Source organism: Parundibacterium terreum (assembly GCF_014636315.1).
GTDB lineage: Bacteria > Pseudomonadota > Gammaproteobacteria > Burkholderiales > Burkholderiaceae_D > Undibacterium > Undibacterium terreum.
The window spans coordinates 809,066-834,352 of sequence record NZ_BMED01000001.1; the positions used below are offsets into that span (position 1 = coordinate 809,066).

The 25,287-nt window shown below is 55.9% G+C and carries 18 protein-coding genes; 4 read left to right on the top strand and 14 right to left on the bottom strand.

Annotation, left to right across the window (positions count from 1 at the left end; all coding sequences use genetic code 11):
- Positions 1–617 precede the first annotated feature (617 nt).
- On the top strand, positions 618–3,485 hold the full coding sequence (locus IEW12_RS03740; protein WP_188564619.1) for a TonB-dependent receptor: 2,868 nt from the start codon (positions 618–620) through the stop codon (positions 3,483–3,485).
- 141 nt (positions 3,486–3,626) lie between these two features.
- Here the strand turns inward: IEW12_RS03740 and IEW12_RS03745 are convergent, their stop codons facing one another.
- From IEW12_RS03745 to leuC, 7 genes are all read right to left on the bottom strand, one after another.
- On the bottom strand, positions 3,627–5,123 hold the full coding sequence (locus IEW12_RS03745) for a DUF4407 domain-containing protein (protein WP_188564620.1): 1,497 nt from the start codon (positions 5,121–5,123) through the stop codon (positions 3,627–3,629).
- A 406-nt stretch (positions 5,124–5,529) separates the two neighbouring features.
- Complete coding sequence (locus IEW12_RS03750; protein WP_188564621.1) at positions 5,530–6,300, bottom strand: LytR/AlgR family response regulator transcription factor; 771 nt, start codon at positions 6,298–6,300, stop codon at positions 5,530–5,532.
- Positions 6,293–7,552 carry a sensor histidine kinase gene (locus IEW12_RS03755; RefSeq protein ID WP_188564622.1) on the bottom strand — a complete coding sequence of 420 codons (1,260 nt, stop codon included), beginning with the start codon at positions 7,550–7,552 and terminating at the stop codon, positions 6,293–6,295. The genes IEW12_RS03750 and IEW12_RS03755 overlap by 8 nt, the downstream gene beginning before the upstream one ends.
- Positions 7,553–7,716: 164 nt before the next feature.
- Entirely contained in the window at positions 7,717–8,490 is a 774-nt protein-coding gene (locus IEW12_RS03760) for a sulfite exporter TauE/SafE family protein (RefSeq protein WP_188564623.1), read from the bottom strand.
- Between the two features lie 105 nt (positions 8,491–8,595).
- Positions 8,596–9,918, bottom strand: a complete 1,323-nt coding sequence (locus IEW12_RS03765) for a 2-hydroxycarboxylate transporter family protein (protein WP_188564624.1) — start codon at positions 9,916–9,918, stop codon at positions 8,596–8,598.
- A 152-nt stretch (positions 9,919–10,070) separates the two neighbouring features.
- Positions 10,071–10,745: a 3-isopropylmalate dehydratase small subunit gene (gene leuD, locus IEW12_RS03770; RefSeq protein WP_229750902.1), complete on the bottom strand. Its 675-nt coding sequence runs from the start codon at positions 10,743–10,745 to the stop codon at positions 10,071–10,073.
- Positions 10,738–12,153, bottom strand: a complete 1,416-nt coding sequence (gene leuC, locus IEW12_RS03775) for a 3-isopropylmalate dehydratase large subunit (protein ID WP_188564625.1) — start codon at positions 12,151–12,153, stop codon at positions 10,738–10,740. The genes leuD and leuC overlap by 8 nt, the downstream gene beginning before the upstream one ends.
- A 165-nt stretch (positions 12,154–12,318) precedes the next feature.
- Here leuC and IEW12_RS03780 point away from each other — a divergent pair, with 165 nt between their 5' ends.
- Positions 12,319–13,227, top strand: coding sequence for a LysR family transcriptional regulator (locus tag IEW12_RS03780; protein ID WP_188564626.1), 909 nt, complete (start codon positions 12,319–12,321; stop codon positions 13,225–13,227).
- 103 nt (positions 13,228–13,330) lie between these two features.
- Here IEW12_RS03780 and IEW12_RS03785 read toward each other — a convergent pair whose 3' ends face one another.
- The gene (locus tag IEW12_RS03785; protein WP_188564627.1) at positions 13,331–13,516 is read right to left on the bottom strand and encodes a hypothetical protein; all 186 of its coding nucleotides are present in this window, start codon (positions 13,514–13,516) and stop codon (positions 13,331–13,333) included.
- 206 nt (positions 13,517–13,722) lie between these two features.
- Here IEW12_RS03785 and IEW12_RS03790 point away from each other — a divergent pair, with 206 nt between their 5' ends.
- Positions 13,723–14,838, top strand: coding sequence for a catalase family protein (locus tag IEW12_RS03790; RefSeq protein WP_188564628.1), 1,116 nt, complete (start codon positions 13,723–13,725; stop codon positions 14,836–14,838).
- 180 nt (positions 14,839–15,018) lie between these two features.
- Here IEW12_RS03790 and IEW12_RS03795 read toward each other — a convergent pair whose 3' ends face one another.
- The 3 genes from IEW12_RS03795 to IEW12_RS03805 all read right to left on the bottom strand — a co-directional run bounded on the left by IEW12_RS03795 (position 15,019) and on the right by IEW12_RS03805 (position 20,394).
- A complete protein-coding gene (locus IEW12_RS03795) occupies positions 15,019–16,008 on the bottom strand; it encodes a hypothetical protein (protein ID WP_188564629.1) in 990 nt (329 codons plus the stop codon).
- A 529-nt stretch (positions 16,009–16,537) separates the two neighbouring features.
- On the bottom strand, positions 16,538–19,231 hold the full coding sequence (locus IEW12_RS03800) for a bifunctional acetate--CoA ligase family protein/GNAT family N-acetyltransferase (protein ID WP_188564630.1): 2,694 nt from the start codon (positions 19,229–19,231) through the stop codon (positions 16,538–16,540).
- Positions 19,232–19,338: 107 nt separating this feature from the next.
- Positions 19,339–20,394, bottom strand: a complete 1,056-nt coding sequence (locus IEW12_RS03805; RefSeq protein WP_188564631.1) for an NAD(P)-dependent alcohol dehydrogenase — start codon at positions 20,392–20,394, stop codon at positions 19,339–19,341.
- Positions 20,395–20,700: 306 nt separating this feature from the next.
- Between IEW12_RS03805 and IEW12_RS03810 the strand changes: the two genes are divergently transcribed.
- The gene (locus IEW12_RS03810; RefSeq protein WP_188564632.1) at positions 20,701–21,357 is read left to right on the top strand and encodes a BON domain-containing protein; all 657 of its coding nucleotides are present in this window, start codon (positions 20,701–20,703) and stop codon (positions 21,355–21,357) included.
- A gap of 111 nt (positions 21,358–21,468) precedes the next feature.
- Here IEW12_RS03810 and IEW12_RS03815 read toward each other — a convergent pair whose 3' ends face one another.
- The 3 genes from IEW12_RS03815 to IEW12_RS03825 all read right to left on the bottom strand — a co-directional run bounded on the left by IEW12_RS03815 (position 21,469) and on the right by IEW12_RS03825 (position 25,182).
- Positions 21,469–23,118 carry a putative bifunctional diguanylate cyclase/phosphodiesterase gene (locus IEW12_RS03815; protein WP_188564633.1) on the bottom strand — a complete coding sequence of 550 codons (1,650 nt, stop codon included), beginning with the start codon at positions 23,116–23,118 and terminating at the stop codon, positions 21,469–21,471.
- Between the two features lie 199 nt (positions 23,119–23,317).
- Entirely contained in the window at positions 23,318–24,766 is a 1,449-nt protein-coding gene (locus IEW12_RS03820) for an ATPase domain-containing protein (RefSeq protein WP_188564634.1), read from the bottom strand.
- Complete coding sequence (locus IEW12_RS03825) at positions 24,763–25,182, bottom strand: hypothetical protein (RefSeq protein ID WP_188564635.1); 420 nt, start codon at positions 25,180–25,182, stop codon at positions 24,763–24,765. The genes IEW12_RS03820 and IEW12_RS03825 overlap by 4 nt, the downstream gene beginning before the upstream one ends.
- Positions 25,183–25,287: the final 105 nt, after the last annotated feature.

A 25,287-nucleotide genomic window follows, 5' to 3' on the forward strand; every position in this document is an offset into this window, starting at 1 on the left:
GGCCAAAGACATGCCGGCAGCCCAAAGGTGGTTCGGCAGATGACTGATAGCAAGTTTGCCATAACTTGCATCAATGCGTGCCGGATAGTTTCCAGTGCGTATTTCGGGGATGTCTGAATTCCCGTTTTTGGCAAGTACCTGTCACCGCCAGGCAGAAACTTTCTGTTTCAATTTTCGTATAAATAGTACTGGTAATTATCGATATCCAGGCTATGTCCCTGCCTTAAAAAAATCTGCGCCATGGCTGCTACAGCAGCGCTTGCTATTTTCACTCCCACAACCTGCGCCTCCTTCAACTACTCAGCGGCCTGTTCAGCAATGCAGAGCACGCAGAAAATCAGAGTGTAAATACTTTGTAAGCGACTTCGCATTTCGTTACAAATCTGAGAGCGCCCTACCGGGCAGCGTTGCGTTTTCAGGACATGTTACTCAGCGTTACTTTCGTGTTTTTGACACTCTGCTGAGCTAAGTGTTTCCATTCAATCTAAATAATTTGACTGGCTTTTTTTCAGGCACTCCCGATCGAAGAAAAATATTCGGCCACTTTATTTGCCAATTGGTTTGCCGGGCCCCGGCTCGGTCATTACCGCTTCTGGACAGTATTTTTAGGAGTAAAAATGAATTCCCTTATTAAAAAAATCAAGGCCAAGACGCTTCCCCAAGCTCTTTCATTGGCACTTGGCAGTGTTGTACTTTTACCTCTGGCACTTCCCCATGCACATGCGCAGCAAACCGACGGCGAGCAAGTGCAAAGGGTAGAAATTACCGGCTCCAACATCCGGCGTACCGACAAGGAAACTCCTAGCCCGGTGCAGGTTCTGACACAGCAGGACTTGAAAGCATCCGGCTACACGGCCGTGGCCGACGTACTGCGCAATATCACGGCCAACGGCGCAGGCACGCTCGGGCAATCTTTTAACGGCGCGTTCGCCAGCGGCGCCAGCGGCGTTGCACTGCGCGGCCTCACCGTCGGCGCCACGCTGGTGCTGATAGACGGCCATCGCATGGCGCCGTATGCATTGTCGGATGACGGCCAGCGCAGCTTTGTCGATATCAGCCAGATTCCATTTGATGCAATTGAGCGCATAGAGATACTGAAAGACGGCGCCTCCTCCATCTATGGCTCCGATGCGGTGGCCGGCGTGGTGAACGTCATCCTGAAGAAAAGCTATGTAGGTGCAGAAATCTCGGCAGAAACCGGCACGACCACCCGGGGCGGCGGCAATACCAGCCACGTCTCAGGCATCTATGGCGTCGGGGACCTGCAAAAAGACGGCCACAATGCCTACCTCTCCGTGGAGTACCGCAGCCAGGACAAGATCCTGCTATCGCAACGCCAGGGCATGGCTTTCGCCAACACCGACTGGACTGGCCAGGGTGGCAACAATCTGACACTGGGCGTGCCCAATAACCTGAATGCAGGCTTCCCCGGCAGCACTACCGGCTACCTGATTGACCCCAACACCGGAAACATCAGCGGCTTTCTGCCAGGCTGCAATGCCACCATGTTTGCAGCCGGCCAATGCGGCTACAAGAGCGCTGGCCTGGAAGTGCAGCCATCAACGCAAAACATTAACGTAATCGGTTCGTTCACGCAAAAGCTGGCGGGAGATTGGCAGTTCAAAGGCAAGGCTTCGCTGTTTGATTCCCGCGCAGACCAGGTGAACAACTACTCCACTACCGGCGGCACGAGCGGCTTATCCTCGGTTGCCTACCGCCCGGGCGGACTGCCTTTTGCAACGCCCGTCGGCGGACCGTTGATTGTCACGGTACCGGCTAATTATCCAGGCAATACCACAGGCTCGCCGCAAATCCTGCAATACAACTTTGCCAATCTGGGTAATTCCACCACACTGGTACAGTCGCAAACCTACAGGCTGGTCGGCGACTTGTCGGGCAGCATAGGCGAATGGGATGTGACCGCTTCTGCCGGCTATACAGAAAATATCGTCAAGCAAAGAGTCAGCGGCGCAGTCAACTATCTGAACCTGCAGGCAGCACTGAACAATCCGACCACGCCTTATCTGGTCGGCCAGGCTGCCGGCGGCAATAGCGCTGCGGCCAATGCCTTCGTCGCGCCAACCGCAGCATCGAAAGCCACCGACAAGCTGGAATTTGTCAGCCTGCGTGGCAGCCGCGAACTAATGCAACTACCTGGTGGCCCCCTGTCTATCGGCCTGGGTACGGAGTTCACCCATCGCGAGCTGGATGCCAGGGCTGCGGATGGCTTCGCCAATGGCGAGCAAACCGGCAACAACGCGTTTGCCATCGGCAACCAGAACGTCTCGGCTGCCTATGTAGAGCTGGTCGCCCCCGTGCTGAAAAACCTGGAACTGGATGCCGCCGCCCGTTATGACAAGTACAGCAACAGTGCCAAGGCAACCAGCCCCAAGGTCGGCTTCAAGTACACGCCTTTGGAACAACTGACCTTCCGCGGCACCTATGCTGAAGGTTTCCGCGCGCCTAACCCGGCAGAAAGCGGCAATGCCGGCCAGTCGTTCTACTACACCACTTACCGCGACAAGCTGCTGTGCCCAAACACCTCGCCTGGCGTAGATCCAGCTACGCTGCCGGGCAACTATCCGCAGCAATGCGCAGTGGGCCTGCTCGGTGTACAAGAGCCAAATTCCAAGCTGAAACCGGAAACCTCCAAATCGTATACGCTGGGCATTATCTTTGAACCGACCAAGCAGTTCAACGTATCGGCAGATTTCTATGACATCCGTATCGATAACCAGATCATCTCTTCGTCCGGCGATCCCAACTATAACGTCGTAGACAATCTGGTGCGCTCATCGCCGACCATCCAGCCTTTCAACACAGCGACGGGCACGGTCAACCAAGTTCCTGCAACGGGCAATATCCTGTATGCGCCTTTCCCGTATGAGAATGCACAATTCACCCGCACCAGGGGCGTGGACCTGGATGCACGCTGGACCCTGAACCTGAACAGCTACGGCAAGCTGACACTGGAACTGAATGAAACCCATCTGTTCAAGTACCAGCAAGGTGCAGCTGACGGCACTGTCTATGAACTGGCAGGCACCCACGGCCCATCCGGCGTTTCCGGCGACACCGGCAACCCAAGGGACCGCGCGCAATTTGTCGCCACCTGGGACAAGGGCCCGCTGACAGTGGCCGGCACGGTGAACTGGATCAGCAGCTTCAGCGTGACCGATCCTACTGTCGGCTCCAATACCTGCGAAGATGCAATCAACAACTCCTTCAGTGGCCCTGCTTTCTCCGGCGCCGTGCCTCCACAGTACTGCAGGATCAGCAGCTTCACAACGCTGGACCTGTACGGTAGCTACAAGCTGGACAAGCACTGGACCCTGCACGCTTCCGTCCAGAACCTGCTGAACAAGGAACCACCGCTGGACTTCCAGACCTATGGCGGCGCCGGCAATTCTTTCTATGATGCGGCGATGCATCAGGATGGCGCTGTTGGACGTTTCATCAACATCGGAGCCAGCTACAAGTTCTAAGCCCGGAACTTTTGTGTCTGGAGCCGTCTTTGCGGCCCTTGGCGGCTCCACATAAAAATCCCTGGCAGTGCCGGACAACTTACCGGTGCTGCCAGGGATTTTTCTTTCTCGCCCGGTTTGTTCTTCCTGCAGCGAATCCACTCAATGCTTGCCCAGCTTGATTCCCTTGTTCCTGACGAACTGGTCATTGGAAAAATTTTCCAAATCCTGCAGCATACGGCGCATGACCGCATCCAGGCTGGCCCACGCATCAAAAGCTGCACCCCGCTTGTCCATATCCTGTATCCGCAGCATCTGCTGCAGCGCTGCCTCGGCCAGTTCTGCCGGTAGCTTTATCTGCTCCTTGTACAAGCCAAGCTGTAAAGCCTGGCTTTCCATCTCTTGCCAGACTCGCCCCTCATCTTGCTGCAACGCGGCTTGCGTTCCCCTGGCTTGCATCCTGGCCCGCAATCCTGCCGTCTGCAGCTCTGCCTGCCTCAGCTCCAGGTCCAGCTGTACCCGCTGCCTAAATAAACTTTCGTCAGAGCCCAGGCGATAGTCAAGGTCGGTCAGTGAACTCAGCTTGACGATCATCACGATCAGCTCTATCGACAGGAACCACGCAAACCACCAAATGAATTGCACCCGGCGGCTCGCATCATGCTGCAGCATGTCCCACACCGCTTCAAAGTCGGCCGCAAAACCTGAGTTTGCAGCCTTCTCTATCCTGGCGGCCTGCTCACCCTCCAATATCCTCCCCCTGGCGCCTGCGGCCTCGACCCGGCTATCGATCTGCCGGTTTTCCAGAACGATAGCCTGCCGTTCTACAGACTTTTCCGTTTTCCATGCCGCCAGCTTGTCTGCAATTTGCCTGTCGCGACTTCGGCAGACATTCTTTGCACTATCACGCTTTGCAGCGAGCGCGGCGATGCCTGCCTCAGCCTGGTTCAAGGCAGCAGCATCAGCAGCCACCCGTCTGGCGTCTTCAAGCTGACTCAGGCGAGCGGCAGTTTTCACCTCCGCCTCCCGCAACTGTACCCAGCACACGCGGGCCTGCTGCCGCAAAGCCGGCAGTTCCGGCGGATCACCTGCCAGCTCGGCTTCCGCCCTCTGCAATTTTTGCTCCGCTACCGAAGCCATCGCCTGCAAAGCCGGTACGCCGGCCGCCTGCTGCGAGGTCCGCACATTGTCGATCAGGCGCGCATGCGCTATCTCCCCTGCCCTGACATCAATCTCAGCGCGGTTACTTTCCACAAAAAACGGATACACCATCGTCACCACCGACAGCATCGCAATCAGGCTGCGCCAGCCAAAACCAAACAGCTTTGCCCAAACCCGGGCATCCGGCGCCACCGACATCATGATCTGCCGCTCCAGCAGCCACTGAAAGCCACCCCAAAGCACACCGCCGACTACAGCCCCAAGTGCTGAGATACCCGCCATCGTCCCCAGCATATGCGCCATGCCATAGCCCGAGAAGATCGCAAAGAAGATGACCAGCGCGCCTATCCCATAATATTTATGGCGCCCCCGGGCGAAGCGGTGATTCCCCTGCTCATCTTTTTCTTCCAGCGTGTCCAGGCTGATCGTGGCGGACAGGGCGAGGAATTTTTTGATGGAGGTTTTTAGGTTTGCCAAAAGAGTAATTGAGTTTGGCATGATGATTCCTTTTAATTTGGGCAGAATTATCCAACCCTTAAGCAACAACTCTGATCTCGCGCCAAGCCAGCATAAATTTGAAAACTGAGTTCACCCTAAAGTGCGGCACCCTGGTTGCTGCTTTTGATCTGACTTTTGATCTGGCTTTTGACTTTCAACCGCTCGGAGCCTCGCCGATTGTGCGGCACAGAAAATGGATCAGAAACAGGTGTGTTTGAGCGCAGCGAGTTTCGCCTGTTTCCCATTTTTTGTGCCGCACAATCGGGCACCCCGAAGGGGCGAGGCTTGCGGTCGCCTTTCTTTGCTTACTTTCTTTGGCGAAGCAAAGAAAGTAAGTAGCCGCCGGGCTACCCCCGGCCAGCAATCGCAAATAAATGCAAAAGCTATTAGCTACCGCGCAAAAACCTCACATATTCCGAAACAACACCATGAACGGCTGACTAACGCTCAAAGTCTCAGGCCGAGACTTCAACCTGACCATCCCTTTTCCTGCATTGTCACGGGTAATAGAAGCAATATGCTTTACATTAACGATGGTCGCGCGGTGTATCTGCTTGAAGATATTCGTATCCAGCAGGTCCAGCAGTTCACGGATAGGCTTGCGCAGTATGGCCTCGCCCTCGGCAGTCATTACGATCGTGTATTTATTGTCCGACTGGAAGTAGGCAATGTCATCCACCATGATCAACTTGGTTTCGGTGCCGGAGCTGGCGGTAATCCAGACCAGCGGCTCGGCAGCGTTAGACTTAGGCAGGCTCGCTCCCAGTTGTTTCACCAGCTCTGCCAGTGCCGAGGCTTCATTGCGCCCTGCGCCATTTCTTTTCTGCAGCCGCTGTACCGTAGCCGCGAGGCGATCTTTTTCTATCGGCTTCAGCAGATAGTCCACTGCCCCCTTGTCGAATGCATCTATTGCATACTGGTTGTAGGCGGTCACGAAGACGATCTGCGTATGCGGGCTGGCTACGGCCATCGCGGTGGCAACTTCCAGCCCGGAAAGGCCGGGCATGCGGATGTCCAGGAAAACCACGTCCGGCTGGTGCTGCGCTATGGCTTCCAGCGCGGCACCGCCGTCATCGCAGGCTGCTACCACATTCAGATCGGGCCAGACTTCTTCCAGCAATTTCAGCAGCGAATCGCGCAGCAACGCTTCATCTTCAGCAACAACACACTTAAGCATGTCCGCCTCCGGCAGTGTAAGAGGCAGGAACCATGATGGTGGCCGCCACGCCATTCGGGAAATTGGCGACGATGGAGAACGATGCTGCAGCACCATAAGCCAGACGCAGGCGCTCTTTGACATTGCGCAGGCCTATGCCGGTGCCGCCGCCTTCTGCACTAAAGCCGCGCCCATCATCGGCAACCGTCACCGATACGGCGTTTTCGACGGTGCGCGCCAGTATCCAGATCGTGCCGCCACCGGTCTTTGGCTCCAGCCCGTGCTTGATCGCATTTTCCACCAGCGTCTGCAGCATCATCGTCGGGAAAGGCACGAACTTCAGCGCCTCCGGGATATCAATCTGTAATTGCAGGCGGGAACCCATGCGTATCGTCAGGATATCCAGGTAAGCCTTGGCGCGCTCCAGTTCCTCACCGATGGTCGATAGCGAATCCTCAGTGCGCGGCAGCGAATGGCGCAGATAAGTGATCAGGTTGCCCAGCATCTCATCGGCCCGCGCCGGATCGGTGCGTGTCAGCACCTGGGCGCTGGCCAGGGTGTTGTACAGGAAATGCGGTTCTACTTGCGCATGCAACAGGCTGAGCTTGGCAACCGTCAATTCTTTTTCAGTGACTGTCTGCTTGGCGCTGGCTTGCTCGCTGCGGCGGCGCTCGGCAACGCGGCGGGTGATTGCACGCCCCAGGGCTGCTGCGTTCTCAAGATTGATGCCGTCGTCCATCAGGAACCAGTCTGTCCAGGCAGCCCGTTCCGGCTCGCAGATCAGCGTGACGCTACTGCTGGATTCGCCCGGCATGATGGTCGCCAGTATCTGGTTGCGCCGGGTGCCGAACCAGCGGGCAAACACCAGGCCGGCAGGAAAGGACGTATTGTAGGGGTTGATGCGCTTGAGCTTGGCACGCACCTGCAGGCTGTCGCGCGCACTCTCCACAAACTCCGATCCGGGCAGCTCGCGTATGGCGGCATCAATCATGTCGAATACCTCCCCGGAATCGAAGGGGATTTCTATCTGGCGGCGCTGGCGGTTCGCCAGCGTGCTGGAATTGACCTGATCCGCTATCAGCCTTACCCTGCGCAAATGGGAAAAGGCGCTGCTGATGACGGTAACGGCCAGCAGCAAGGCAATGAACAAGAGCCCTCCCTCTGCATGCGCAGCATGGGAGAAGACGACGTTCATCATGAAGATCACAAAAATGAGATAAGCGACCGCCCAGGCAAACATGGAACGGACAATGAAAAAGAAGCTCGTCATCATGGACTTTCCGGTGTAGTGGTATTGCTGCGAAGAATAACAGCCAGCGAGAATATCGCCGCATGATATCCGACGAAACCGAAAAACGACAGACGAATCGGGAAAAACGGGGAGTAAAAACGGCCGGAACTGCCGTTTTTCAGGGGAAAAGGCTCTACTTCTATGCTTTACTTCTGCATCAGCATCGTCACGGCGGTTCCCACCAATACCGCGCAGAACAGTATCCGCAGCCTTAAAGGAGAAAACCTGTGCGCCAGCGCTACGCCCCAGGAAACGCTGGCAATGCCGCCTACGGCCAGCGGGATACCGGTGATCCAGCTCACATGCCCTGCGTGCGCATAGGTAAACAAGGCGACCAGGGAACCCGGTATCACCAGAGCCAGCGCCATTGCCTGCGCCTGCATCTGCGTGGTGCCGAAAAAGCTCACCAATGCCGGCACCGCCACCAGGCCGCCGCCAACGGTAAACAAACCGGACATCGCCCCGCTGAGCACGCCCACGATGGGAATAAATTTATTGGAAACCGAAGCTTTGGGGGCATGCGCATCCGAACTGCCGGAGCGTGTGCGCAGTTGCCATAAAAAGTAGACGGCCAGTACGATCAGAAAGATCGCAAATGCAAACTTCAGGCTCTCTGCCGCCACCAGGGACGCAAAATGCGCTGAAATAAACGAGGTAATGATGGTTGCTATCGCTAGTCCGCCCGTAGCACCCATATCGATCTGGTTGCGCTGGCGGTAGCGAATGAAGCCTATCAGCACGTTCGGCGTGATCATCACCAGCGCAGTACCTTGCGCCAGATGCTGGTCCATGCCGTAAAGAAAGCTGAGTACCGGAATCGCAATCAGCCCGCCGCCTATGCCCAGCATGCCTCCCACTGCCCCCAGGCCCACGCCGAGTATCAGGTTAAGCAGGATGGTCAGGGCGAGATGGGTGGTCATGGAGAAGCAAGCTCAAAAGCAAAATGGCAAGGCTGCCGGATAAAAGGATATGCGCCGGTGCAGAATTCCGCTCCCGGCGCATACAGTCCCTAGGATACCGCAAACTCAGTGAAATATCTTCATCAGGATGGTTGCAAAAACGATCATCGCTGCCCCACCGATGCGGGTGGATATCTGCGCAAACGGCATCAGGCCCATGCGGTTGGATGCAGTCAGGATAGCCACGTCGCCGGTGCCGCCCAGCCCGCTGTGGCAAGCAGTCACAATGGCCGACTCTACCGGATACATCTTCAGCCAGCTACCGGCAAAAAATCCTGCGGCCACCATGGCAGCGACAGTAGCCGCGCAAATGGCGAAGTAACCGAGTGTAAAGGCCTTGACCAATTCATTCCAGGAGCCGAACAAGGTCCCCAGCCCGACCAGGATGGCAAAGGTCAGGTTGACCGACATGAAGCGGTACATCTGGTAGGCGCCCAGCTCCATCCTTGAAGGAATGATCTTGCTGACCTTCAGCAAGGCCGCCGTGATGATCATCAGGATGGGGCCAGGAATGCCGGTGTAAGGCGCCAGCAGCGATCCGAGGATGAAGAACGCGCAGCCTATCAGCAAGCCCGCACCCAGCAAGCCCAAATCCAGCGGCGCCGTGGTGCCTTGCTCCCTCAGCAATTCCCTGTCTTCACCGGACTTGATCAGGATGCCGTCGCCGGTCAAGTGTTTATGCGTCTCGCCTATGCGTTTGAGCATACCGCTGGCGAGTATTGCGATCACATTCCCCAGCAGCGCTGCAGGTACCAGCGTGGCGATCAATTCTGCCTGCGGCTTGCCGATGATTTCAGAATAGGCAATCGACAAAGGAAGAATGCCCTCGCCTATGCCGCCGCCAAGGATAGGCATGACGATAAAGAAAAAAGTGTGCATAGGGTCATAGCCGAAGAACAGCCCTACCGAAACACCGGCAGCGATCGCAGCGACCGTGCCTATCAGCAGCGGAATGAACATGCGCATGAAGCCTTGCACCAGTATCTTGTGGTTCATTCCCAGGATGCTGCCGGCCACCAGGCAAGCAATATAGAGGTATTGCAGGTTGGCCGTCTTCATCGTGGTGGTGATGGCTTTCAGCATCTCCGGGTCCATCAGCTTATAGCCGACCAGAGCAGACGGCACGAACATGCAAAGTATCGCAGCACCGCCTATATGCTTGAATACCGGCAGCCTGTTGCCCAGCTCACCCAGCAGGAAGCCGGCCAGCATCAGCACGGCAAAGCCGCCTATCATGTCGTTCGGCAGCCGCTTGTTCAGCGCGGCGATAATCGTTACAGCGGCGATGGCTACGTATACCGGCAGGGGCAACGGCCCGATTTTGTAGTCGCAGATTTTGCCCCAGACACCGCCACGGCTTGCGGGGATGTCGCTCATGCTTGCTTCCATTTTTGTCTCCTTAGGTCTGTCAGTGGCCGGACTTTTTTATCGCTGACGCAAGCCAGAGGCAATGCGGCGACCGTCCTTGCAGGGCCGTTTATTTCTTGCAATTGGGATATTCATCGGCACGATCATGACGATATTCCCGATCCGTACATGCTTTATTTTGTGAGACCCAGCCTGTCGCCGGTTTTCCGCGCCACGGCTTTCAGCCATGGGCGCTGCTGCCAGTAATTCTCAGTGAACGCCCGGACCTCATCGACGTGCGCCAGCGTTGCGCCTATGATGTCCAGCCCTTCCAGGAACATATGCCGGTGCCGCCCGCTCATGGAAAATTGCGCTGTACAGCTATGGCTATGCACCGTCATACTTTGCACGTCCACGCTGATGCGGTTGGTGCGCGGATCGGACAGATCCGTCAGGATGCGTTGTACATCGGCCTCATCCAGCATCACCAGCAGCAGGCGGTTGTTCATCGCATTGCTATAAAAAATTTCTCCAAAGCTCGATGCAATCACTACCTGTATACCGTACTGCTGTAAGCCCCATACCGCATGCTCGCGGCTGGAACCACAACCAAAGTTAGGTCCGCCGACCAGTATCTTCGCCTGCGCATACGCAGGCTGGTTCAGAATAAAGTCATCTCGCTGCTGCCCCTGCGCATCAAAGCGCAAGTCATACAGCAAGCCCTTGTCCAGCCCGGCCTTGTTGATGATGCGCAGAAATTGCTTGGGCATGATCTGGTCGGTATCCAGATTGGAAATAGGCAAAGGAGCACCCACGCCTTCGATCAGCAGATTCTGCATATTCGTCTTGTTCAATTTAGTATCAGACATTGGCGGCCCCCAGTTGTCTTACATCGGTGATATAGCCGGTGATTGCAGCGGCAGCGGCCATGGCTGGGCTCATCAGGTGCGTGATGCCGCCGCGGCCCTGGCGGCCTTCGAAATTGCGGTTGGTTGTGGATGCGCAGCGTTCGCCGGGTGATAGCAAATCATCATTCATGGCCAGGCACATGGAGCAGCCGGGCCGGCGCCATTCAAAGCCGCTGTCGATCAGCAAGGCGGCGATACCCTCCTGCTCTGCCTGCATGCGTACCGCGCCGGAGCCCGGCACCACCATCGCCCGCACGGAAGCGGCGACTTTGCGCCCCTTCACAATTGCAGCCACCTGCCGCAAATCTTCAATCCGAGCATTGGTACATGAGCCGATGAACACGCGCTGTACAGCAATGCCCTCCATGGGCATGCCCTGCTCCAGACCTGTGTAGCGCAGGGCCTGCTCCAGTGCAGCATGGTCGTTCACGTCTGTGACCGATGCACCTAAAGGCACGGTACCGGTAACGGCGACCGCCTGGTCCGGGCTGGTGCCCCAGGTGACAAAGGGTGCGACCTCGGTTGCATCAAAGCTGTATTCCAGATCAAAGCGTGCGCCTTGGTCGCTGTGCAGCGTAGCCCAGTCCGCCAGCGCCAGAGCCATCATCTCCCCGGCAATATCCGGCGCGCGCTCAAGCACATAAGATATGGTTTTTGTATCCGGCGCAATCAAGGCTCCGCGCGCGCCAGCTTCCACTGCCATATTGCACAGGGTCATCCGCGCTTCTATCGACAGTGCCTCGATGGCGCTGCCGCAGAATTCCACTGCATAACCGCGCGCACCCTGCGCACCGATGCGGCTGATCACATACATGATCAAGTCCTTGGAGGTAGTGCCTGCCGGCAGCGTGCCGTTGATGGTAATGCGCATGTCCTGCGCCACGCGGTACACCAGGGTCTGGGTGGCCAGTACATGCTCCACCTCGGAGGTGCCTATGCCGAAACCCAATGCGCCCAGTGCACCATAGGTTGTAGTGTGGCTGTCGCCGCACAGCACCACCATGCCCGGCCGTATCATGCCGTGTTCGGGCGCGATCACATGTTCTATGCCCTGCAGCGCGTCATTGGTATCAAATAGAGTAATGCCATGCTCGGCGCAGTTTTTGGCCAGATTGCTGGCCTGGATTGCCGATTGCGGCTCCTGGATGACGCGGAAGCTGACCGGATGCGTGGGAATGATGTGGTCAACCACTGCCATCTGCTGTGCAGGCACCGCAACGGAGCGCTGCTGCTCCTTCAGCCCGGCAAATGCCTGCGGGCTGGTGTATTCGTTCATGATATGCAGATCGGCATACAGCAATACGTTCTGCGCATCCAGGCGCATCACTGTATGTGTAGCAACCAGCTTTTGGTAGAGGGTATGCTCCATGTCTTCTCCATTTTATAAACGGCATTAATGAACATTGATAGTCATTAACAAGCGATGGGAGAAGTGTAGTCCGTCCAAGAAAATTTATAATACAATCTCATTTTATCTATTCATAAATTAATTTTATGAATAGGTAGATAGAGGTTTAGGTATAAGGATGGGTTTATGGACTCAATATCGGATCTGGATTTTTTCATACGGCTGGTCAAGCAAGGCAGCCTGGCTGCGCTTGCCCGCGAACTAGGGCTGACCCCGCCAGCCATCAGTACCCGCCTGTCGCAACTGGAAAAGCGCCTGGGAGTCAGGCTGCTAAACCGCACCACCCGGCGGCTCAGCGTCACCCATGAGGGAGAAATCTATCTGGCCACCGGCGCTCGCCTGCTGGACGACCTGCAGGAACTGGAGCGCACCATTGCCAGCAGCCGGGCCACGCCCAAGGGCTTGCTGCGGGTGAATGCGACTTTCGGCTTTGGCCGGCGGCATATCGCACCAGCCATCGTAGAATTTGCGCGCCTCTATCCACAAGTGGAAGTGCAACTGGAGCTGACAGACCGTGCCGTCAACCTGGCGGACAAGGCCTTTGATATCGGCATCTGGTTTGGCACGGTGCCGGATTCGCGCATGGTGGCGCGCAAGATCGCGGCCAACCGCCGCCTGCTGTGCGCATCACCCGCCTATCTGAAAACAGCGGGCATGCCACAAACGCCGCATGATCTGCAGACGCACCAGTGCATCGTATTGCGGGAAAGTGACGCCGCCTACGGAACCTGGCATATGCTGCGGAGCAACAAGCGGGAAACCGTCAAGGTACGCGGCAGCCTCAGCACCAATGACGGTGAGACGGCTTTGCTATGGGCGCTGGCCGGTTTTGGCATATTGACGCGCTCGGAATGGGACGCGCGGGCGCACCTGCAAGCGGGAGATTTAAAGCTGGTGTTGGAGGACTGGACACTGCCGGATGCCGATATTTTTGCCGTGTATCCGGAAAGAATGAATCTGTCGGCCAAGGTAAGTGCGTTTATCGACTTCCTCACCGACTGGTTTGCGGCAATGCCGGGGTGGGCTGAAGCGTGAGATGATGCTTGGTGAGCACAAATCAGGAACACCCCGAACTGCCAGCCACACTAAGAAGCTAAAACAAAAAAACCGCTACCGATCATAAATGAAGCGGCACGTGTCACTGCCCGCGTGCGCCCTTATGATCTTTTTGCCCGTCATTTTTGTGCTTCCCAGCTACTTCACTGGCTTCTGCCTTCTGCTTTTGCTGATTGGCATTTTCTGTCTGCTGGGATTCATCCCTTTCCATCTTTTGCTGCTGCTCTTTGGTCATGCCTTTAGCCAGTTCCTTGGATTGCTGTGTCATCAAAATCTCCTGAAAATTAATCAAAAACCTGCACAGCCGGGAGACCGTTTTCAGCCACCGGCAAGAAACACCATACGCCGCTGCCAGCCAAACACTGTACGCCAGCCCACATACTTGGTGCGCTGACACACCGACGCAATAAGAGGCGTCCCACACTATTGACGGGTTATACCTCCGATGTAACCCCCTCTTTCTAAAGGTCAGCTATGGACTCCCACACCACACCGCCCATTTCCCCCCTCATCTACCAACCCGGCTTTGAAGTACCTGAAGAGGGGGAAGTGGAAACCATTGCCGGTATGCTGGAAACGCTGAGGCATATTTCTGAAGTCACCTATAAGGATTCTGGCCACGCGACGCGCAGCGTGCACGCAAAAAGCCACGGTCTGCTACACGGCAAGTTGACAGTAGCTGAAGGTCTGCCTCCCGCCTATGCGCAGGGTATCTTTAGCAAACCGGGCAACTGGCCCGTTGTGATGCGCCTGTCAACTATTCCCGGCGACATGCTGGACGACAATGTCTCAACCCCGCGCGGCATGGCGGTAAAAATCGTGGGCGTTGAAGGTCCACGACTGGAAGATAGTGAGGGCGATGTCACACAGGATTTGGCGCTGGTCAACGGCTCCCCTTCTTTCGCCACGCCAGGGCCGAAAAAATTCCTTGGCAATCTGAAATTGTTGGCGCCAACGACCGACAAGGCGCCTGGGCTTAAAAAAGCGCTGTCCGCAGTGTTGCGCGGCACAGAGAAAGTCATCGAAGCCGTCGGCGGCCAGAGCCCACTCATCATTGCACTGGGCGGTCATCCCGAAACAAATATCCTCGGCGAAAGCTTTTTCAGCCAGGCCCCCATCTTGTTCGGTCCGTATATGGCCAAAATCTCCATAGTGCCGATTTCTTCCAGCCTGACGCAGTTGACCAAGGCCCCGGTTGATCTGGATGGCAAACCCGACGGACTGCGCGAAGCGGTGGTCGATTTTTTTGCAAGCAACAGCGCTGAGTGGGAAGTGCGCGCGCAACTATGCACCGACCTGGACAAAATGCCGATTGAAGACGCGTCAGTGCCCTGGCCCGAAGATTTGAGCCCCTACGTCACCGTGGCCCGGATTAGTGCACCACCACAGGCAGCCTGGAGCGCGGCGCTGTCAAAAGCCGTGGATGACGACATGTCATTCAGCCCTTGGCACGGCATCGCCGCACACCGCCCTATAGGCTCTATCATGCGGGTACGCAAGGCGGCCTACCAGATGTCTTCCCGCTTTCGCGCAGAGCGTAACGGCGCAGCAATGAAAGAGCCTGCGGACCTGGATAATCTTCCGCGATAAATACGAGCATCGCAAAAAAAAGGGCCGCCCCAGCAAAAAGGCCACGCTAAGAAATGAGTGTGGCCTTTTTTTACTTGCCTGATGTTAGCGCACGAACAGCGCTATCAGGATAATGATAGGAATAGGCACCCCAAGTAGCAATAATAAAAGTGAACGCATGATAGTCTCCCTGTATAAAATTTAAGCTGTAACAGTGCTGTGATGCACAACATGGTCACGTTGTTTGCCGCCAAAGGTGGCAGACAGGCTGGCAACAAAGGCGCCGCACAGCAAAGCGACAAACATCCACAAGGCGGTATAGGCAGCGGTTTTGCGTGCTGCGTCGGCAGCTTGTTTTGCACTCAACTCTGCATTATTGATGGCGGTCTGCGTGCGGCTGTAAGCATCTGCGACACGTCTGTCGGCATCGGCCGGGCTCAAACCGGTGCGCTTGGCAATCACTTGCGCCAGGTATTGCCTGTCTTCCGGCGGCAGGCCCTTGGCGCGGACGCCATTGATGAAGATCCTGGTGATTTCCATTTTCATGGCATTGTCAGACGCAGCCGGGTTGGCAGGCGCGCCCGCTCCGCTTGTAGTGCCTGTACTCGCTGCCGAACTAGAGGCATCAGGCGAGGCTGGATTGGTGCGCACCATGGAATCGACAATGTACGCCGTAGAGCCGTCACTACCGCCCGGCAACGCACCCGCGACGCCCGCAGCTCCGGCAACCCCAGCGGCTCCTGCAGCGCCAACGGCAGTGGAAGCGACCGTAGCACCCGCAGACACGCCGCCCGATATGACGCTACCTATGGCTGAGCCAAGCAATCCCGCAGTGATCAGGGATGCGATCGCCCATGCCAGGAAACCATGCGCAGTATCGCGGAAGTACACCTCATCCGTATGCATGGAAGCCCATTTCACGCGCAGCCTGCCAGCCAGATAGCCGCCCACGCCTGAGGCCGCAATCTGCGTAAACGCCAGCCAGATAATGGTCGAGGTACCAATCGCCGCAGCACTAGCGCCACTATTGGACCACGGAGAAACCGCCGAAAAGCCCAGCCCCACACCCAGTATCAGCAAGATAAGCGACAGTGCCGCAGCACCGGCCGCACCGGCAAAAATTGCCGCCCAGGACACGCCGGAGCGATTCTTGTCCGGATTATCCAAAAAATTTCTCTCTATTGGTGTCATTATCGTCTCCTTTTGAAAGCCATAGATTGGGGGTTTTCAAAGTCGGCGTATGTACGGCAAATCACACATTCAAAAGACAAAAGAGCTGGAAAGAAAGGCTATACCTGGCAGGCTCGAGGGTGACTGACGCCTGAAGTCCCCTTGGCTTAAGAAATGTAAATAGACTCAGTCTGCCCTTGTCTATGGTGTAGACTATATAATAAGTCTGCGCCGCGTCATTTCAGCCGGCACGGCATATCTGGACAAACCAAGGTTCAGCCTCACATTTGCACAATCGACGGAGAAATACCATGAGTAAAGGCCAAGACAGCAAGAAGTCTGTAAAAAAACAAGCTTTAAAGACACCGAAGGAAAAGAAAGAAGAAAAAAAATTGAAGAAAGCTGCTTTACCTAAGCAGTAAGCCCAACAAATCCTCCAAGGCATAAACGTGTCGCTTTAGCCCTGGAGAAAGGAGCGGCTTGGCAAGCTGCCCGCTCTAGTTTCACTTTCAGTTTAAAACCTGGCCGCTGCACTCCCGGCGACCATACTTCAAGCAAGTTTCTCCCCTCGCAAGTCCAACCGCAAAGCCATTACCGCCTCCCCGGGGACAGGTTTCACTTCAAATCCCACCCGCTTTACCAGGTTGAGAACACCGACATTCTCAGACAGAGCTTCGCCGACTATCTCCTGTATTCCCCTGGCGCGGCAATATTCGACCAACTTGGCCATCAGGATCGACCCCAGACCTTTTCCTTTCAAATCGGAACGTACTGTTACTGCGAATTCGACTTTCTCGTTGCCAGGGTCTGCCATTGCTCGCACCACACCCAGCGTTTCATCGCGCCCATCGTCGCGCTTGCGAGTGGCAATAAACGCCATGTCGCGGTCATAATCAATCTGGGTAAATCGAGCCAATTGGTCAGGCTGCAGTTCACGCATGCGAATAAACATTCGCAGCCGGATATCTTCGGGCAGCATCGCATGGAAAAAGTCTACATGTGCCTCGCCATCTTCCGGACGGATAGGCCGCAATAGCAAGGCCTGCCCCTGCCAATCTACCAACTGCTCCAGTTCTGCCGGATAAGGGCGTATTGCCAGCCTATCCACGCCAGCCTCTTTATCTGCTACCACAACACGAATACGCGCATCCAGCGCCAGCACGCCTTTGGCGTCTGCCAGCAAGGGATTGATATCCAGTTCAGCAATCTCGGCAATATCGGAGACCAATTGCGATATTCGGATCAAAGCGCGGCAGACTGCATCCACATCCGCCGCAGGCCTGTCACGGTAGCCTGCCAGCAATTTTGCAACCCGCGTGCGGGAAATCATATCGCGCGCCAGCACCATGTTCAATGGCGGCAAGCCTATGGTATTGTCATCTATCACCTCTACCGCAATGCCGCCCTGCCCGAACAAGATCACCGGACCGAATACCGCATCGGTGGTGACGCCAACTATCAACTCTTGCGCATCGGGCCGGCGCGCCATCGACTGCACGGAGTACCCCTGCAGTGTCGCATCAGGTCTCAGCTCACTTAAACGCTGCTGTATCGATTGTGCGGCTTTGCCGACAGCCTCCGCCGTTTCCAGATCCAGCACTACGCCGCCGACCTCGGTCTTGTGCGAAATTTCCGGCGACAATACCTTCAGCGCCACCGGAAAACCGATCTCTTGCGCAAACTGCACTGCCTGCTCAGCCGACCTGGCAATCCGGGTTTCCACAACAGGGATGCCATAGGCTGCCAGCATGATCTTCGCTTCCGGTTCGGACAGGATGTTTCTTCCTTCTGCCAAGGCCGCTGCCGCAACTGCCCTGGCGCGCTCGCGATCCGGCACAAAATCTACGGCCAGGGACGGTGGAACCTGCATCAACAGATGCTGGTTGCGGCGATATTGCACTATCTGCATAAAGCCGCGCACTGCCTCTTCAGGAGTGTCGTAGGTGGGTATTCCCGCATTGGAAAACAGTTGCCGCGCCGGTGCAGAAGCATTGCTGCCCAGCCAGCAGGAAATCACATTGCGCGATGTCTCTTTCAGCAACGGTACGATCGCACTAGCAATATCCAGGGAAGGCACAATCGCTGTAGGCGCCTGGATAAACAGCACGGCGTCGGACTCCGGATTTTTCAGCAGTATTTCCAGCGCCTTCACATAGCGCTCGGCAGGCGCGTCACCAATGATATCTACCGGATTGCCATGCGACCAGGTCGAGGGCAATACTTCATCCAGTTGAGCAATAACAGGTGCAGGCATGGCTGCCAGCTTGCCCTGTCCAAATATCAGCGCGTCTGTCGCCATCACGCCCGGCCCGCCGCCATTGGTCAGGATGGTCAGGCGTTCGCCATTCATCGATTTGGCATGGGCGAGCGTTTCAACGGCACCGAACAGGTCTTCCGTGGTGAACACACGCAGCATGCCGGCACGCCGTATGGCAGCGTCATACACCGCATCGGACCCTGCCAGTGCGCCGGTATGCGATGCCGCCGCCTTTGCCCCTTCCGCAGCACGCCCCGCCTTGACAACCAGCACCGGTTTGCTGCGCGCAGCAGCCCTGGCCGCCGACATGAATTTGCGCGCATGCTTGATATCTTCTACATACATCAGGATGGCGTAGGTATTGGCATCACCGGCCAGATAGTCCAGTACATCGGCAAAATCCACGTCCGCATTGTCACCGAGGGAAATGAATTTTGAGAAACCTATGCCGCGCGTTTTTGCCCATTCCAGCACACCGGTTACCAGCGCGCCGGATTGAGATACAAAAGCCAGCTTACCGGGTAATGCCCCCGTATGTGCAAAGCTGGCGTTCAGGCCTATGCCCGGCACTAGCAGACCGACACAATTGGGGCCAAGTATGCGCAGCAGATGCGGCTTGGCTGCATCCAGCATCATCTGTTTGATGGAAAGCGCCTGCCCATCCGGATGAAGGCTGAGGCCGGCTGTCAGCACGATCGCGGCCCTGGTGCCTTTTGCCCCCAATTCAGCGATCAGGCCGGGCACGCTGGCTGGTGGTGTACAAATCACGGCCAGCTCAGGTACAACAGGGAGGCTACCCACGCTAGCATAAGTCTTCAAACCCCTGAGGCTGTCGTATTTGGGATTGACTGGAAATATCCGGCCATGAAACCCGGCTTCCACCAGATTATTCAAGACAGTGGCGCCCACGCTATGTTCTTTTTGCGAAGCGCCGATCACGGCAACAGAGGCAGGAGAAAAGAGATATTGCAGATTGCGTATCGTCATCGGCCTTCCTTCAAAGCATTGGAGTTAGCATGGGACTATTCAGCTTACGGGACAGGCATAGCATAAGCTGCATTCGCCGATTCGGCAAATAAACGGCGGAAGTACACTCAAGGCGTAATCGCGACTTTCAATACACCGTCGCGCTGATTTCCGAACAGCTCATAGGCCTGCTCAATATCTGCCAGCTTGAAGCGATGGGTGACCATGGGCTTCAAATCCACACGGCCTGAGGCGACGATATTGAGCAATCGACGCATGCGTTCCTTGCCGCCGGGGCAAAGTGTGGTGATAATCTTGTGGTCGCCAAGGCCCGCTGCAAAAGCATCCAGCGGCATTGTCAGCTTACCGGAATACACGCCTAGGCTGGACAAGGTGCCACCCGGCTTCAGCACCCGAAGGCAGCTTTCAAAGGTTTCCTGGGTTCCCAGCGCCTCGATCGCCACATCCGCGCCGCGCCCTTCCGTCAGGCGCATGATTTCCTGGACAGGGTCGATCTTTGTATAGTCTATGGTTACATCCGCGCCCAGTTGCCGGGACACTTCCAGGCGCGAAGCGACGCCATCTACCGCAATGATCATGCTGGCGCCCTTCAGTTTGGCGCCGGCAGTGGCGCACAAGCCTATCGGCCCCTGCGCGAATATCGCCACGATATCGCCTATCCTGATCTCTCCGCTTTCTGCACCGCCGAAGCCGGTACTCATGATGTCCGGACACATCAGCACCTGCTCATCCGTCAACCCGTCCGGAATAGCTTCCAGGTTAGCCATCGCATTGGGTACCAGCATGTATTCGGCTTGAGAACCGTCTATGGTATTGCCGAAGCGCCAGCCGCCCGCTGCCTTGCCGCCACATTGCGCCTGGTGCCCGTCCAGACAGGGATGACACTGTCCGCAGGGAGTAATCGCTCCCACCACCACCCGCTGCCCCACCACATAGCCGGTCACTCCTGGCCCCAGATCGGCAATCACGCCCACCGGTTCATGCCCGATGATGCGGCCCGGCTCTACCGGATACTCACCTTTCAGGATATGAATATCGGTGCCGCAGATCGTGGTTGTGGTGATCCGCATCAATACCTCGCCCGGCCCGGCTATAGGTATCGGCCTGTCTTCCAGCGCAATCTTGCCTGGGCGCAGAAATACTGCTGCTTTCATCGTTCGCATATTGAACCTTTGCGTGATACTTCACAAAAATAGGGTCAGGATTTTTAGGATTGCATCCTGGAAAATTAAATCCATGCGCCCATGCCGGCTTTAAATCAGGCGAAGCAATGCATGAAAAAAATGGATATTGATGAATCATCATAGGCCGATATTCCCGATTGGCCGGACTATTTCTCCAAAGAGTGAGAAGTCTTTTCTCTTTCCTTGAGCTACCGCAAATGCGTGCGTTACCGAACAGACCATGGCAGACATCGCGCGCAGTTTGGGGCATCCCTCCGGGGTGTCCCTCAACAACGAAAGAATGGAATGAAAACCGATATGCAGGTGCAGGAAGACGTTATTGCAGAATTAAAATGGGAACCGTCCGTCAACGCTGCGCTGATCGGAGTTGAGGTAAAAGACGGCATCGTCACCCTTGCCGGTCACGTTGACAGCTATGCAGAAAAACACGAGACTGTGCGTGCCGTGCAGCGTGTCGCGGGAGTCAAGGCGGTGGCAGTGGAAATTGACGTGGCGCTTCCAGGGGCCAGTGTGCGGCACGATGCTGACATCGCGCGTTCAGCAGAAAATGTATTGCAATGGACCACCTACCTGCCGCGCGATTGCGTCAAGGTTGTCGTGGAAAACGGCTGGATCACACTCACAGGTGAAGTAGGCCTGGAATATCAGAAGAGAGCCGCCGGAGATGCAGTGCGGCACCTGCTGGGCGTCACCGGTGCTGTCAATGATATCGTCGTCAAACCCTCGGTTTCCGCAATTAGCATCAAGGCGGATATTGATGCTTCATTAAAGCGCCGGGCAAAGGCAGATGCACAAGGCATACAGGTTGATGTAGATGGATCTGACGTCACTCTGACCGGCGTGGTGCATAGCTGGGCCGAGCGTGACATGGTGAACCATTCGGCCTGGGGCACACCCGGCGTGCGCAATGTGGTCGACAGGCTGCTTGTTTCCAATATCTGACAAGCCCGGAGAAGACGCCATGAGCTTGGAGTCCAGCTTCATGCCTGCTTCTCCGACACCAAATTCAATCCAACAAACATCAGACATCAACATGTCCAGCGGCCTTAAGAACTAAGACTTTTTACTCCCGTGCGCCTGCAATAGTTTAGCAAATTCTTCCGCAGCTACTGGCCTGCTGAACAGAAACCCCTGCCCCTCCTCGCAATGTTGCCGCTGCAAAAAATCCAGTTGCAACTTACTCTCCACACCTTCCGCAATCACTTTCAGCTTCAGATTATTCCCCATGCCTACGACCGCGCCTGCGATAGCGCTGGCATCATTGCCAGATGCGATATCATCGACAAAGGACTTGTCGATTTTCAGCACATCAATAGGAAATTTTTTCAGATAGCTAAGGCTGGAATAACCGGTGCCAAAGTCATCGACCGCTAGTTGCACGCCCATATTTTTCAAATTATTAAGAATGGCTGCGCTGGATTCGGTATCCCTCATCAATACACTCTCGGTAATCTCCAGTTCCAGCACTGACGCGTCAAGTCCAATATCATCCAGAATAGTGCGCACTTCCTCAAAGAAATCACTCTGCCGAAACTCCAGTGCCGATATATTCACCGCAATAGACAAGGGTGGCAGGCCGGCATCAATCCAACGCTTGGCCTGCTCGCAGGCCTCGCGCAAAACCCAGCGGCCTATGGGCACAATCAAGCCGCAATCTTCGGCAACCGGCATGAAGCGCGCCGGATAAACCATGCCCCACTCCGGATGGATCCAGCGTAGCAGTGCCTCGGCTCCAGTAATCACGCCGCTATCCAGGTTGACTTTGGGCTGATAATGCAGGACAAACTGTCCACCTTGCAAGGCAGCGCGCAAGCTGGTTTCAATAAGCTGCCTTTCCACTGCACGCACATTCATGTCTGCGGAAAAGAATTGATAGTTATTGCGGCCTTTCTCCTTGGCATAGTACATCGCTGTATCGGCATTCTTGACCAGACTTTCCGCATCGTCAGCGTCATCCGGATAGATGCTGATGCCTATGCTCACACTGATATGCAAATCGCAGCCGCCAATGTGGTGAGGCAGTGCAAGCGCAGTTAGTATTTTTTGCGCTGACAGTGCCGCATCTTCTGCCTGCTCAATGAAGGGAAGCAGCAATAAAAATTCGTCGCCGCCTTGCCGGCTGACGGTGTCCGAGTGACGCACGCAGGTCATCAGGCATTGGGCAACCGATTGCAGCAACTGGTCGCCGACAGCGTGGCCGAGAGAATCATTGATATTCTTGAAGCGGTCCAGATCCATGAACATCACCGCCAGCTTGCGCCCCTGCCGATGCGCCAGTTCGATGGCCTGGCCTATGCGGTCTTGCAACAGCATGCGGTTTGGCAAGTCGGTGAGAACATCGTGGTGCGCCAAATGATGCAACTTGCTTTTTGCCGCTTGCACTTCTTCGGTCAGTTTATGCGCCTCTATCGTCGCGATGACGAGGTGGCTATTGGCTTGCCGCAAGCGCAGCAGATGGCCGTCGTTGTCAGAGTGCTCGTCTTCCAGTGTCGAAAGCCTTTTTTCACGCACCTCGACCGCAGCCTCGCGTTCTGCCACGAGTTCTTCGCGGAGCAACAGATTTTTTGCGTTGGAAATAAGAGATCTCCCCTGGCGTGAATGGCCATTTTTGACAGCAACGGATGCGCTACCCCGACGCTTGTGTGTTACGCCCGGCTTAACCGGATCATGACCAAACTCGCCGTCGCTCCTTCGCTTTTTCATTCCCTCTCTCTGCCAACTGGTCGCTCTGACTGCGGACTGGCCACGGCAAGGCCTGACAACTTTCCAATATACTTAAGCGGGGCTTGCTAATTAGCTCTTTGCTGAAAGCATTTCACTTCAGGCTAGCATGCAACCCCTGGGTGATGCGTTCGCTGACGCACATTGTTGCAGATTGCGTACCTGTTAGTTCTTACATAGGCTACGAAATACTGCTGGGATGCCCGGACAATATTCCTTCATATTCGCTCAAAGCTTCTCCAACAACGACAGTATCGCGGGCAACATCAAAGAAGCGTATTTCTTTACTATGCGCACTGGCGCGCAGTTTAACGACCGACATGACGCGCCTTAGCTCCCCGGATATTTCCACGTAGCGCTGCATCAGGATGGCGTCCGCCAGAAAGGCATTTCCGTAAGAGCTAAAGCGCAGCATCGTGTATTGGTCTTCCAGCTCCGCCGTCATCAGCACTGTCACGCCCATGCCGGTCAGCACGGCAACCATGCGGTATAGCGCCTCGCGGAAGTCTTCGCGGAATACCGACGCCAGCGCCAGCTCAAAACCGGACAGCGAATCTATCACAACCCGTTTAGCATCCATGCGCTTGATCATCTCCACCAGGTCGTGCAGGATCTCATCGATCGACAAATCCAGCGTACGGGTATTGATCAAACCGACATCGCCGTTCTTGATCAGGCCATTGAGCTTGTGGCTCAGCAACTGGTTCGGGCTTTTTTCAAAAGCGGCAACGACGCCCTTCTCTCCTATGCGCACGCCTTCCGCCAGGAATTGCGTCGCCAGCACAGTTTTCCCCGATCCTGATGGTCCCACCAGTAGTAAGGAATAACCTGCCGGCAATCCGCCGCCCATCATCTCATCCAGCGCGGGCACACCCATCGACAAGCGCTTGTCGCCGGATATTTCAACATCGGCTTTCGGATCGGTGAGCAGAGCCCTAGGGAATACCCGCACACCGTCGTCGCTGATGCGGAAAGTATGTACGCCCGGGCTCTGGGCCTGACCACGCATCTTCACCACTTGTATCTTGCGTATCATTGCGTCGCGATGCACCAGTTGCGACATCCAGATGATGCCGTCAGCCACGGTAAATACCGGACTGGATTCCGCTTCAGGCGCCAGGTACTCACCTATAAGGAAGGTCGTTGCCTGCCAGCCTGTCATCTGCATACCCAGTTGCTGCACAAAATGTTGCAGGCCGGCCACGCCGCTATCCATTGCCTTGGCAGATTGTGCGACGGAGCGGAATGAGTCAACAAATACAAGGCTGGGTGAAAAGCTTTGCACTTCATCAGTAATCCGATTCAGCACACGATCAAAATCTCCCTTGAGCAAATCTGCCGCCAGATTGACGAATTTGATCGATCGGTTGATCTTGTCCGCATCAAAGAATGGGAACTGCTGCTGATAGCGCAACATCTTGAGCGGCGACTCGCCCAGCACCGTAAAGAACAAGGCCTTACGATCCGGATTTGCCAGTGAAAACATGATCTGGTGCGCCAGCGTTGTCTTGCCGCTGCCGGGAGTGCCGGCGAGCAGGTTGAACGAAAACTCCGGCAAACCGCCGCCCAGCAGATCGTCCAGTCCGGGTACGCCGGTCGCCAGACGGCGAATGATTACTTTGTTGCTCATTGTGGAAATTCCTTTGCGACGGTTTTCATAGCGTCATCACCCCAGGCTGAACGCAGAATGCCGGTCGTTAATTGTTCGCCGATTAGCAAGCTTAAAATGTCGATGAAAGTAGCCAGCAAGGCGATGCTCGCTTCACAGCATGTTTTTGCTTGTTGTCCTTCAAGATCCATTCTTAAACTTGAGAACCGGGATTCCGTGTTTTGCGGCGGCTGGTTCACGGCCAACCAAGGGTAAGTCTTGCCGGCAAGATGGAGGCTTCTGGTGTACAGCGACTGGAAGCCGCCTTCACCAATTATCTGAATAAGCTCGGCTGCCAGCCTTTCCCACAGGTGTATCGTGACGTCCACCGGCGCATCAGGCCGCTGCATAACGGCGCTGGTGATCATCAGGTGGCGTTGAGCGTCAATGGTTGCCATAAATCAATGTAAGTTCCCAGTACAGCGGCAATAATGAAACGGATGCCCACCCGCGAAGGCAAGAGCGCAGCAGCCTCCCCCCTCCCGGCCGGACATATCCGACGT